Source organism: Thalassospira sp. UBA4513 (assembly GCF_002388495.1).
Taxonomy (GTDB): domain Bacteria; phylum Pseudomonadota; class Alphaproteobacteria; order Rhodospirillales; family Thalassospiraceae; genus Thalassospira; species Thalassospira tepidiphila.
This window is the reverse complement of record NZ_DGMR01000032.1, coordinates 53775-65833: the sequence shown is the minus strand read 5'-3', so window position 1 is coordinate 65833 and position 12059 is coordinate 53775. Positions and strand designations below refer to the sequence as shown.

Annotated in this window: 10 protein-coding genes; 5 read left to right on the top strand and 5 right to left on the bottom strand. The window is 54.3% G+C overall.

Translation table 11 applies throughout. The features are described 5' to 3' along the window. Positions 1–21: 21 nt before the first annotated feature. On the bottom strand, positions 22–255 hold the full coding sequence (locus B2T33_RS13100; protein WP_008890584.1) for a hypothetical protein: 234 nt from the start codon (positions 253–255) through the stop codon (positions 22–24). 538 nt (positions 256–793) lie between these two features. Between B2T33_RS13100 and B2T33_RS13095 the strand changes: the two genes are divergently transcribed. Continuing rightward, positions 794–1843 (top strand): Glu/Leu/Phe/Val dehydrogenase dimerization domain-containing protein, encoded by a 1050-nt coding sequence (locus B2T33_RS13095; protein WP_286792269.1) that lies wholly within the window; start codon positions 794–796, stop codon positions 1841–1843. Positions 1844–1935: 92 nt separating this feature from the next. Here the strand turns inward: B2T33_RS13095 and B2T33_RS13090 are convergent, their stop codons facing one another. The 3 genes from B2T33_RS13090 to putA form a co-directional block, all read right to left on the bottom strand. Next, complete coding sequence (locus tag B2T33_RS13090; protein WP_063088336.1) at positions 1936–2169, bottom strand: (2Fe-2S)-binding protein; 234 nt, start codon at positions 2167–2169, stop codon at positions 1936–1938. 165 nt (positions 2170–2334) lie between these two features. Continuing rightward, the gene (locus tag B2T33_RS13085; RefSeq protein ID WP_064781583.1) at positions 2335–2964 is read right to left on the bottom strand and encodes a BON domain-containing protein; all 630 of its coding nucleotides are present in this window, start codon (positions 2962–2964) and stop codon (positions 2335–2337) included. Positions 2965–3192: 228 nt separating this feature from the next. Then, positions 3193–6996, bottom strand: a complete 3804-nt coding sequence (gene putA, locus B2T33_RS13080) for a bifunctional proline dehydrogenase/L-glutamate gamma-semialdehyde dehydrogenase PutA (protein ID WP_286792268.1) — start codon at positions 6994–6996, stop codon at positions 3193–3195. A 204-nt stretch (positions 6997–7200) separates the two neighbouring features. Between putA and B2T33_RS13075 the strand changes: the two genes are divergently transcribed. Both B2T33_RS13075 and B2T33_RS13070 read left to right on the top strand, forming a co-directional pair. Further along, on the top strand, positions 7201–7674 hold the full coding sequence (locus B2T33_RS13075; RefSeq protein WP_167724131.1) for an Lrp/AsnC ligand binding domain-containing protein: 474 nt from the start codon (positions 7201–7203) through the stop codon (positions 7672–7674). A 135-nt stretch (positions 7675–7809) separates the two neighbouring features. Continuing rightward, positions 7810–8442: a 2-hydroxychromene-2-carboxylate isomerase gene (locus tag B2T33_RS13070; RefSeq protein WP_286792267.1), complete on the top strand. Its 633-nt coding sequence runs from the start codon at positions 7810–7812 to the stop codon at positions 8440–8442. Positions 8443–8505: 63 nt separating this feature from the next. On the opposite strand, the gene B2T33_RS13065 is transcribed toward B2T33_RS13070, so the two are convergent. Further along, positions 8506–9138: a hypothetical protein gene (locus B2T33_RS13065; protein WP_286792266.1), complete on the bottom strand. Its 633-nt coding sequence runs from the start codon at positions 9136–9138 to the stop codon at positions 8506–8508. Between the two features lie 489 nt (positions 9139–9627). Here B2T33_RS13065 and B2T33_RS13060 point away from each other — a divergent pair, with 489 nt between their 5' ends. Together B2T33_RS13060 and B2T33_RS13055 are read left to right on the top strand one after the other, a co-directional pair. Beyond that, positions 9628–11238 carry a carboxyl transferase domain-containing protein gene (locus tag B2T33_RS13060; protein WP_197147203.1) on the top strand — a complete coding sequence of 537 codons (1611 nt, stop codon included), beginning with the start codon at positions 9628–9630 and terminating at the stop codon, positions 11236–11238. 7 nt (positions 11239–11245) lie between these two features. After that, a complete protein-coding gene (locus tag B2T33_RS13055; protein ID WP_286792265.1) occupies positions 11246–12058 on the top strand; it encodes an enoyl-CoA hydratase/isomerase family protein in 813 nt (270 codons plus the stop codon). Position 12059 lies beyond the last annotated feature (1 nt).

The window sequence follows — 12059 nt, the reverse complement described above, 5'->3', positions numbered from 1 at the left end:
TTCGAATATGTTTGGTGACTGTTATCCTAGGCGTTTGACGTGATCGACAACGAAACCATCTTCTGACGGATAGCTATTTTCGATCATGGCAAGGGCCTTGGTTTCGTCGCTGGCCGCAACTTCATGAGTTTGAACATCAGCCCAGCGGTCATCAAAGAGGTCGTGGGATCGGTTCTCTTTGACACATTCGCGCACAGCCTGATTGTGCAGTTCAACTTCATATACGGTTTGGCGATGGCCTGTGAATGCAGACATATCCGCCGCTCTCCTTATATTTTGTTCGCTGGCGCCGCCCAGACGCCAACCTGTCCTGAACCGGGAATCTCAATCACAAGATACCCAACCGTGAGTCTACGTTTCGCACCTTAACGAGCCGTAAATTATCCGGTTAATTGATACTTCCAGATTAATTGCTCCGGTTTCAAGTGCGAATTTGGCATAGGCGCATGACGAATGCCCTGATTCAGGACAAATCGCCGCCAGTGCACTGCACCATAAAAGCCAGGCTGAAACCGACCAATTTCACCCACAAAAGAATCTCGGTCGGATCGAAAATGCCGCCTACCTTCAAACAGCGAAGATGCTGCAGCGCACAGTGCGCGCAATAAAATTACAATGCAGCTTTGGCAAACTCCGAATAATTCCACACCAAAGCAGCCCCTCAACCAAAACGATCTTTTTTGCACATTCGCGGAATTAAAAATTGATCCAATGCGCGATGCATCAAACATAAAGGGATAAGCAGGAAACAGCCTGCACCAGAAAAATGATGCTGCCAGGAGGCTGCAAGAGGATGAACGTCTTTTCCGATATCGCCTTTGATGACCACGAACAGGTCGTCTTTGCCAGCGACAAAACCACCGGCCTGAAAACCATCATCGCGGTCCACAACACCAACCTTGGCCCGTCACTGGGCGGCTGTCGCATGTGGCCCTATGCCAGCGAACAGGACGCCATCCATGATGTTTTGCGCCTGTCGCGCGGCATGACTTACAAATCCGCCCTCGCCAACCTTCCGCTTGGCGGCGGCAAGTCGGTCATTATCGGTGATCCGCGCAGTCAAAAGACGCCAGAATTCTTCCGCGCAATGGGTCGCGCTGTTGAACAACTTGGCGGTCGCTATATCGTTGCCGAGGATGTCGGCACCAGCCCCGAAGACATGGGCTATATCGCAAGCCAGACCAAGCATGTCGGTGGCATCAATGATGGCAAGGACCCGGAACGCACAGGTGATCCATCCCCCTTTACCGCCTATGGCGTTTTCATCGGGCTTAAGGAAGCGGTGCGCTTCAAACATGGCAGCGACGACCTTGCGGGCATGCGGGTCGCGGTGCAGGGTCTGGGGCATGTCGGCTACCACTTGTGCCGGATGCTGCATGCCGCCGGGGCCAAGCTGATTGTTGCGGACCTGAATGCCGCCAGCATGAAGGCCGCTGCCATGGAATTTGGCGCAACCGCGGTTCCGGTGGATGAAATCCTGTCGTTTGAAGCCGATATCCTTGCCCCTTGTGCCCTTGGCGGGGTGATCAATGACCGTACTATCGCGGAACTCAAGGTTGGCGTGATCGCCGGTGCAGCCAATAACCAGCTTGAAGATGATCGCCATGGCGAGATGTTGCGCGAAGCCGGGATTTTGTATGCCCCGGATTACGTGATCAATGCCGGCGGTGTCATCGAAGTCTATTACTGCCGTGAAGGCAAAACGGTTGCCGAAACCAACATGCATATCGAAGGCATTGGTGAGACCGTGCGCGAGATTTTTGAACGCGCCAAGGACCAGGACCTGTCGACCGGCTTTGTCGCCGACCGCTTGGCCGAGGAACGCTTTGGCCTGAAAAAGTAACGGTGCTGATCAAGCAGCATCATGCACAAACAACAAAGGCGAAGCCGCATAGGCCTCGCCTTTTTCGTTTTGCCTGAATATCCCGAAGTAGCTTACTCGGCGGCAATCGGTTCGATATTTGCCGTCACAGCTGCTGCATCATCACAATCGCAATTGCCGCAGGTCTTGGCCTGAAGCAGTTCTGCGCGCATGTGGCAAGCACATTTGCCACATTGCGGCGCGCAACCATGGAAACGGAAAACTTCCGCCGGACGTGTCGCCCCGCCCTGCTCGGCGGCACGGCGGACGTCTTTTTCCTTAAGCGCATTACAAATGCAGACATACATGGTGCGATTGCAATCAGTTATTAATTACGTATCGCCACCTCTAAGATAAATGCGAATGGTTTTCAAACACTTTTGCAACAAACCCGGACAAAAAAATTCCCCGCAAGGCCGAACGCCTGCGGGGAATTTTCGAAAAACTGTTTCATCACAAGGCGATAAAAGTGATCAGGCCTTTGCGATGTGGCTAACCACCTTGGTCACACCTTTGATCCGGCGCACGATCGACAGGACCTTTTCAAGCTCTGCATCGCTTTGGGCTTCGCCCATGATGTAGACGACATTCTGCACCGACTGCCAACGATAATTGACGGAGCTCACACCTTTTTCGGCCAATAACAATGCCTTGATCTGGCTTTCGATCCAGACGTCGGACACCGACTGGGTTGCCGAATCGGTCGGAACGGCGTTCTTGCCGTATTCATCTTCGGCCCGGTGATAGGCATCAATCGTTTCCTGATCGGCAATTACCAGATGGTCATAGACCGTTTTGATCCGGTTATCCTGTTTGACCAGCGACATGACGTCATAATACTTGCCCTTGGAATCCACCATGCCGGTGACCATGACATTCTGTTCCCAGATGTCGATATTCACATCCATCAGATAGGTGTGATCGACCTTGGAGAACTCGCCAAGGATGCCAGACTTGATCTGGGTATCTTGCCACTGATCATTGCCGGTGCGGTCTTCCAACGGCATTTGCAGCGGTCCGCAGGCCGCCAGCGGTACCGCCAGCAGCGCACATACCGATACCGTTTTCAGAACACGGCCAATGCCGCGGTTTACCTTGATCATTCCTGTTCTCCTTGTTCATGCCTGCCTGACATGGGTCAATCTTCTTGCGTCAGTTCAAACGCCGCAGGACGTCAACTGTTCCGACCAATAGCTATTGCAGCCAATTTTGACGAAAAAAAGCCCGACCGCGTTCAGGCGAGCACATCCTACATCAGAGATCACGAATAAAAGAAAGAAAAATGGACCGGGAATTTCGTCCCGGTCCATCTGACATGCCCATCTTGCAGATCAATCTTCTTCCATCGACATCAGCGATGCGTTACCGCCCGCCGCCGTGGTGTTGATCGTGATCGTCTTTTCAGTCGCAAAACGATGCAGGAACGCTTCATCAGGCAATGCGCCATCATCCTCGGCCCCGCTATCGGAAATCAGCGACAGGATCGCGCCTTCGCGCTTGGCCAGAAGCTGCTTGAATGAGGTTACCCGATCAAGCGATGCCACACAGGACACCCCGGCGATATCACCATCATACATCGCCCCCAGTCCGGTGTTGGTTCCAACCGTCTTAACAAGCTTTGCCGGAAGACCCGCCTTCTGTGCGAGTGCCGGGATATCAGCAAGCCACTTCTGATCGCCCGCAAGAATAACCGCGTTGCCTGCCGCCAGCGCCGCCCCAAGATGACGGATGACCTTTGCCGGTTTCGCATCCTTGTCTGCCTGGATCAGGTAAACCCCACGGCCCTGACAATACAGGTCGTTGGTCTCGCCGGTCGGTCCGGGCATCCGGGTCGGCGCGACAAAACCGTTTTCCGAAAGGGCGGCAAAGTTCGCAATATGATCTGCCCCTTCGATCAGGGCCTCATTGCCAGATGTCTCCATCTTGGCAGACAGCTTTTCAAGGATGTTGACCCGCGCATTGCCATCTGTTGCCTGCCATTCTTCCTGAGCAGACAGCATTGCAGCATATTCGTTGGTCGCAATCACATCCTTGACGATGATCGGCGCGCGATCATCTGAAACATCATCGGCAGAAACCATATCTGCATGTGCGACCGGCTTGGCGAAACGTTCGACATAGTGCGGGCCACCGGCCTTCGGACCGGTCCCCGATTTGCCCTGCCCGCCGAACGGCTGCACACCAACCACGGCACCGATCTGGTTGCGGTTTACATAGCAGTTGCCAACGCGCAGCTTATGGGAAATTTCGCGCACGGTCGTATCAATACGCGAATGGATGCCAAGGGTCAGGCCATAGCCGGACGCATTGATCTGATCAAGAATCTTATCCATATCACGTGCCTTGTACCGCACCACATGCACAACCGGGCCAAACACTTCACGTTCAAGCACCTCAATCGACGGAATTTCGAAGCAATGCGGGGCAAAGAAATTCCCGCCTTCGCATTCCGGCAGCGTGTCACAGGCATGCAGAAGCTTGGCTTCCTTTTTCATGCGTTCGGCATGGGCTTCAAGCACCTTGCGCGATTTCTCATCAATCACCGGACCAACATCAATATCAAGGAATTTCGGATCCCCGACGCGAAGCTCCTTCATCGCACCGACCAGCATCTCACACAGCTTGTCAGCAATGTCTTCCTGAACAAACAGAACACGCAGTGCCGAGCAACGCTGACCAGCCGACTGGAAACCGGAAATGATCGCATCCTGCACCACCTGTTCGGGCAGTGCGGTTGAATCAACGATCATCGCATTCTGGCCCCCGGTCTCGGCAATCAGCGGCAACGGAACACCCGGACGCTTTGCCAGCGCCTGGTTGATCAACTGTGCAGTTTCGGTCGACCCGGTGAAGGCCACACCGGCAATACGCGGATCATTGATCAGCTGATTGCCAATCACGCGCCCCGGACCAGGCACCAGTTGGAACGCGGAGCCCGGCACACCGGATTCAAGGATCAGTTCTGCCGCACGTGCTGCAACCAGTGAAGTCTGCTCTGCCGGTTTGGCAATGACAGCATTTCCTGCTGCCAGCGCTGCGGTCACCTGCCCCAGGAAGATCGCAAGCGGGAAGTTCCACGGGCTGATGCAGACAATAACGCCACGACCTTCAAGCGGGCTGCCTTCGCGGAAGGTTTCTTCGGCCCGGTTGGCATAATAGCGGCAAAAATCGACGGCCTCGCGCACCTCGGCAACACCATCGAGATAAAGCTTGCCCGCTTCGCGCTGACAGAGCGCGATGAACTCGTCCATGTTTTCTTCAAGCAGATCACCCAAACGACGCAGGGCGGTTGCCCGGTCACTTGCCGGTGTTTTGTTCCAGGTTTCATAGCCCTTGACGGCTGCAACCACGGCGGCTTCAACATCGGCCTCGGTCGCCTGCACAAGATCCCCGACCTTCTCATCAAGCTTGGCCGGGTTCATCACATCAACCGGCGTCCCCGAGACAAGTTTGCCATCAATCAGTGGGGCTGCGTTCCAGGTCTTGTCCTTGATTTCGGCAAGCTTGGCACTCAGCGGCAGCAGCTTTTCGGTATCTGTCAGGTCAATCCCGCGCGAGTTCACCCGGGTTGCGCCATACAGATCAATCGGTGCCGGGATCTTCGGATGGCCTTTGCGCGGCAGGGCCGCCATCTTTTCGATGGGATCGGCGATCATTTCCTCGATCGGCAGCTGTTCATCCTGAATGCGGTTCACAAAGCTGGTGTTTGCCCCGTTTTCCAGAAGACGACGGACCAGATAGGCCAGAAGGTCTTCGTGGGTGCCGACCGGCGCATAGACTCGGCACGGAACGTTTTCGCCGTTTTTGTCGACAATCTGCTCATAGAGCGCTTCGCCCATGCCATGCAGGCGCTGGAATTCAAAGGTGCGGTCATTGCCTGCCATTTCCAGAACCGATGCAACGGTGTGGGCATTGTGGCTGGCGAACTGGCAATAAAACGCATCGCGCCGCGACAGCATGTATTTCGCGCAGGCCAAATAGGACACATCGGTCGATGCCTTGCGGGTAAAGACCGGATAGCCGTCAAAACCGTTTTCCTGACTGAATTTGACTTCGGTATCCCAATAGGCACCTTTGACCAAGCGCACCATCATCTTGCGCCCGACCTTGGTCGAAAGATCCGCCAGCCATTCCAGAACATGATATGCGCGCTTCTGATACGCCTGAACCGCAAGCCCATAGCCTTCCCAGCCATCAAGGTCAGGATCGGCAAAGACCGCACCAATCACATCAAGTGACAGGTCAAGACGGTTGGCTTCTTCGGCATCGACGGTGAAGCCGATATCATATTTTTTGGCCAGAAGTGCCAGTTCCTTAAGGCGCGGGGTCAGTTCGGTCATCACCCGTTCGTAATTGGCAAAGTCGTAGCGCGGGTGGATCGCCGACAGCTTCACAGAGATACCCGGGCTGTCAATCGGTCCACGGCCATTGGCAACGCGCCCGATATCGTGAATGGCGGTTTCATAGGCCTTGTAATAGCGATCGGCGTCTTCCATCGTGCGGGCGGCCTCGCCCAGCATGTCATAGGAATAACGATAGCCTTTTTCTTCGTTTGCCTTGGCGCGCTCAGATGCCTCGTCAATGGTGCGACCCATCACGAACTGGCGACCCATGATCCGCATCGCATGGTTAAAGGCCTTGCGAATGACCGGCTCGCCCGAACGGCCGATCATGCGTTTGATCAGACGACCCGGGTCGGCTTTTTCCGCCTTGCCGAACTTGATCACCCGCCCGGTCAGCATCAGCCCCCAGGTCGACGCATTGACAAAGAAGCTGTCGGAATGGCCCAGATGGCTTTGCCAGTCGGCGTCAAACAGCTTGTCCTGAATGAGTTTGTCGGCCGTGACTGCATCCGGAACACGCAGCAATGCCTCGGCCAGACACATCAGGATGACGCCTTCCTTGCTGGACAGTTCATATTCATGCAGCAGGGCATCAATACCGCTTTTGCCGTTATCGGCTTCGCGGACGCGCGCGACAAGCTGATAGGCGCGATCCTGAACACGCGCGGTCTGTTCCGGGGAAAGACGCGCCGCTTCAATCATGCGCTCAACGACAGCCTCTTCATCGGCACGATAGGAATCGCGGATCGTCTGGCGAATTTCATTTGGTTGGGGCAGTTCGGTACGGAACATATTTTAAAGCCTCTCCCTGATATCTGACTTTTGCCAACTCCGAAGAACGCACGTTTTTCAAGCGCTTCGGGGCCTGTTGCACCTCTATGTTGACCGACAATATTATTTCACTCGAAAAATGTGCTGCCAATTTTGCAAAAAATACGATATATCATCCACGGTTTTTACATTCCTGTAGTCACAAACACTGGCTGGATATCGATAATGCAGAAGAACCACAAAAGCCTCGACAAGATCGACAAACAGATCCTCCGCGAGCTGCAAAATGATGGCCGCATGTCCAATGTCGAGCTATCACGCCGGGTCCATCTGAGCCCGACACCGTGCCTTGAACGCGTCCGCCGGCTTGAGCAGCACGGCTTTATTACCGGCTATATGGCAACACTTGACCCGCGGAAACTTAACCAGTCGCTGGTCGTGTTCGTTGAAATCATCCTTGACCGCACCACACCCGATGTTTTTGACGTTTTCGCCGCTGCGATTAAGAAGCTCCCTGAAATCGAAGAATGCCACATGGTCGCGGGTGGTTTTGACTATCTTGCCAAACTACGCGTTGAGGACATGTATGCTTATCGCGAGTTCCTCGAACGCCTGTCTTCTGTTCAGGGTGTCGGTCAGACTCATACATATGTCGTTATGGAAGAAGTGAAAGTCCGGCCAGGCATTGTCATCCCGTAACCAGGACTAGGATCTGTTAATTTTTTTGTTGATTTGCAACAACTTAATAGATCAAAATCACACCCGAAAAGCAGGCATAAGACCTGCATATAACAATTTCTGGTAGAATCAGTTACAGAAAGCGGGTGCAGAAACATGTCTGAGGTCAGCTTCTATTTTGATTTCTCGTCACCTTACGGGTATCTGGCCGCCGAACGGATGGAAGAGTTTGAAGCCCGTCATGGCGTGACCGTCGTCTGGCGCCCCTTCATGATTGGCGCCGCCTTCAAACAGACCGGGCAAAGCCCGCTTCTGGATCAACCGATCCGCGGTCCTTATTTCCGTCACGACATGGAACGCTGTGCACGCCTGCAAAACGTTCCATTCAGCATCCCCGAAAACTTTCCCTATGCGGCCCTTGTACCGACCCGGGCCTATTACTGGATTGAATCGCGCTCACCGATGCTGGCGCGCAAGTTCGCCAAGGATATTTATCGCGGCTATTTCGCTGATGGACTTGATATGTCCAACCCGGAAAACGTCTTTGCCGCCGCAACCCGCCATTCCATCAATGCATCCGAAATGCGTGCCGCCGTCGAATCCCAGAAATGGAAAGACCATGTCCGCGCTGTTACCGAGGACGCGATCAAGATGGGTGCCTTTGGATCGCCCTTCTTCTTCTACGAGGACGAACCTTTCTTCGGGAATGACCGCATCGATCAGCTCGCCCAGTGGATTTCACTGCGCAAACTCACACTTGGCAGCACAACAGACAAGCCCGGGCAGTAGCACCCGTCAAACGTCGCCGTTGAATGCAGAACAAGCTCTTCTGGAAGGAGCAGATCAGCCTTTCTACTTAACGACTTTTTCTTGCACTTTCGTGGTGGACAACCAGATTTGCGCATTGCGTGCAAGAGCTTGGCGGATATCATCGCGTGCAAGCACTTCATCGATCATGGCGACCGCTTTCTTGCCCCAAGCATTCTTGGTGCAAACTACGTGGTAGTTGATTTTTTCTGATGCCTCGCGGAATGGGTGGGTAACGATCATCGGGGCGCTATCACCACCAAGACCGTTCTTTTGATTGACCAGAAACCACGTCAATGCCCAAGGTGGCGCCAGCGAAAAGTCCACACGTTTTATTTCAATCATCGACAACATCGGCGCCAGGAAATTGGGCGTGGGATGTCGAATGACGCTGTCTGAGTTTGAATAGCGCTGAATGATCCTGTCTGTTTCTTCGCCATACGAAATGCCCGCCCCGATTCCGACGACAAAGCCCGCGTCAAGCAACTGCGCCAGCGAGACCTTGTCATCAATCGCTTCACGAAGCTTTCGGTTATCCGGCGAATACACCAGGTGACTGCTCTCAAGAACCGCGCTTGGCTGCTCGGAAAAATAGACAACCTCTTCGCGCTCAGCGGTCCGGATCAGTCCAGGTACGCAGTAGTTTCCAGTTTTCATCAAGGCAAACAAACGCGCCATATTGGCATGCCCCTTCACCATGTCGGGATCAAGCGACGCACCGAACAATATATCAAGGATCCCGCCATGAAGCCCCTTGCCCGCCAACGGCCCGCTGCCAATACCAATCGGCGGCACATCTGCCTTAAGCCAATGAATTTCATGAAGCGTATCTTGCGCATGCGCGGACCTTTGTCCGAAAACCACAGCAACACATGAACAAAAAACCAAACAGATCAAAGTCCGGTATGACATTATTTTTTCGCCCGCATTCCCAAGACACGATCGATCAAAATAAGGATCGGCTGCGATTTTATGGCGACCACTGGTCATCTGCAAACAACCCATATGCGCTAAACGCTATGGGTGATTTGATAGCATATAGTTAATTTCGGTACTGAAATACCGATTTAATATTGACGTTTACGTAAACTTCACCGATAACAACAGCCATAAACACCCTGCACGCGGGCCGATTTGCCCATAACAAAAAAACGGTGAAAACGGACGATGACGGTACTGAAATCTGCGGTGAACGCCCGTTCCGAAGAATTCCGCAACAATGCCGAACATATGGAAAAGCTGGTTGCGGATTTGCGCGATCAAATCGCTGCGGTCAAACTGGGCGGCGGTGAACGCGCCCGTGATCGTCATACCGGGCGGGGCAAATTGCTGCCGCGTGAACGTATTCGCCAGCTTCTTGATGTCGGCTCCCCGTTTCTGGAACTCTCCCAACTTGCCGCACATGGCATGTATGGCGATGAAGACGTTCCGGCAGCCGGCATCATTACCGGCATTGGCCGTGTTTCAGGCGTTGAATGCGTGATTGTCGCCAATGACGCCACGGTCAAGGGTGGTTCCTACTATCCGATGACGGTGAAGAAGCATCTTCGCGCACAGGAAATCGCACTCGAAAACAATCTGCCCTGCATCTATCTGGTCGATAGCGGCGGGGCCAACCTGCCCCGTCAGGATGATGTGTTCCCGGATCGCGACCATTTCGGACGCATCTTCTTTAACCAGGCAACCATGTCGTCCAAAGGCATCCCGCAAATCGCGGTTGTCATGGGGTCCTGCACCGCGGGTGGTGCTTACGTCCCGGCGATGTCGGATGAAAGCATTATTGTCCGCAAACAAGGCACGATCTTCCTCGGCGGTCCGCCGCTGGTGAAGGCCGCTACCGGTGAAGTCGTCTCGGCCGAGGATCTTGGCGGGGCTGATGTTCACTGCAAAACGTCCGGTGTAACCGACCATTATGCACAGGATGACAGCCACGCATTGTCGATTGCGCGCGATATCGTCAAGAACCTCAATTGGACGAAGAACCCTGGCCTGACTTTGACCGAGCCGCGCGCCCCGGCCTATGACCCGCGCGAGATTTATGGCGTGGTCCCGACCGACACCAAAAAGCCCTATGACGTGCGCGAAATCATCGCCCGCATCGTTGATGGCTCCGACTTTGATGAGTTCAAGGCACAGTACGGTACGACGTTGGTCACCGGCTTTGCCCGCATCTTTGGCTATCCGGTCGGCATCATTGCCAATAATGGCATCCTGTTTTCCGAAAGCGCGCTTAAGGGGGCGCATTTCATCGAGCTTTGCGCACAACGCGGCATTCCGCTGGTGTTCCTGCAAAACATCACCGGCTTCATGATTGGCCGCAAATATGAAAGCGGCGGCATTGCCAAGGATGGCGCGAAGCTTGTCACCGCAGTTGCCACCGCCAATGTACCGAAATTCACCGTTCTTATCGGTGGATCCTTTGGGGCTGGCAACTATGGCATGTGTGGTCGCGCATACAGCCCGCGCTTCTTGTGGATGTGGCCAAATGCCCGTATTTCGGTCATGGGCGGTGAACAGGCAGCGAACGTTCTGACGCAAATTCGCGCCGATGCCGCCGAAAAGCGCGGCGAACACTGGCCGGAAGCCGAGCAAGAGGCCTTCAAGGCCCCGATCCGCGATCAATACGAGGAACAAGGCCACCCCTATTACGCGTCCGCCCGCCTTTGGGATGATGGCGTGATTGACCCTGCTGACACCCGCATGGTGCTTGGCCTTGGCCTGTCTGCTGCACTCAACAAACCGGTCGAAGAAACCCGGTTTGGCGTGTTCAGAATGTGAGGTGATCATGAGCAATGTAAACATCGATAACATTTCTGATGCCGCCCTGCGTGAAATCGCCGCCAATGGTGTTGCGACCATCACGTTGAACCGGCCCGAAATTCACAATGCATTTGATGATGTCCTGATCAACGATCTGACCGCCAAGATCGAAGCCCTTGATGCCGATCCAGCTGTTCGGGTGATCATCCTGACCGGGGCTGGCAAAAGTTTTTCGGCCGGTGCGGATCTGAATTGGATGAAGCGCATGGCGGGCTACAGCCATGCCGAAAACCTGGCTGATTCCCGTGCGCTCGCCAAACTGATGAAGGTTTTGAACTTTGCCTCAAAACCGACCATCGCACTGGTCAACGGGGCTGCCTTTGGCGGCGGGGTTGGTCTGGCAGCGTGCTGTGACATTGTGATTGCGTCAGACCGCGCAAGCTTCTGCCTGTCGGAAGTCAAGCTGGGCCTGATCCCGGCGGTGATTTCGCCCTATGTGGTTGAGGCCATCGGGGTTAATCAGGCACGACGTTACTTCCTGACTGCCGAACGATTTAATGCCCAGACCGCCCAACAGATCGGGCTGGTGCATGAGATTGTTTCTGGCGATGAATTGGCTGCCCGTGGGCAGGAAATGGCAAAACTCCTTCTTGCCAATGGGTCAGACGCAATGCATGCCGCCAAGAACTTGATTTACGCGGTCGCCAACAAACCGATTTCAGATGCCGTGATTGATGACACCGCCCAACGCATTGCCGATCAACGCGCAAGCGACGAGGGCCGCGAAGGTGTCGGTGCCTTTCTGGAAAAACGTCCTGCGAACTGGAGCAAGAAATAAC

Coding starts and splice junctions, on each gene's coding strand:
- B2T33_RS13055 (WP_286792265.1), top strand. CDS start 11,246: ATGAGCAATGTAAACATCGATAACATTTCTGATGCCGCCCTGCGTGAA.
- B2T33_RS13085 (WP_064781583.1), bottom strand. CDS start 2,964: ATGATCAAGGTAAACCGCGGCATTGGCCGTGTTCTGAAAACGGTATCG.
- B2T33_RS13090 (WP_063088336.1), bottom strand. CDS start 2,169: ATGTATGTCTGCATTTGTAATGCGCTTAAGGAAAAAGACGTCCGCCGT.
- B2T33_RS13065 (WP_286792266.1), bottom strand. CDS start 9,138: ATGGCGCGTTTGTTTGCCTTGATGAAAACTGGAAACTACTGCGTACCT.
- putA (WP_286792268.1), bottom strand. CDS start 6,996: ATGTTCCGTACCGAACTGCCCCAACCAAATGAAATTCGCCAGACGATC.
- B2T33_RS13060 (WP_197147203.1), top strand. CDS start 9,628: ATGACGGTACTGAAATCTGCGGTGAACGCCCGTTCCGAAGAATTCCGC.
- B2T33_RS13100 (WP_008890584.1), bottom strand. CDS start 255: ATGTCTGCATTCACAGGCCATCGCCAAACCGTATATGAAGTTGAACTG.
- B2T33_RS13095 (WP_286792269.1), top strand. CDS start 794: ATGAACGTCTTTTCCGATATCGCCTTTGATGACCACGAACAGGTCGTC.
- B2T33_RS13070 (WP_286792267.1), top strand. CDS start 7,810: ATGTCTGAGGTCAGCTTCTATTTTGATTTCTCGTCACCTTACGGGTAT.
- B2T33_RS13075 (WP_167724131.1), top strand. CDS start 7,201: ATGCAGAAGAACCACAAAAGCCTCGACAAGATCGACAAACAGATCCTC.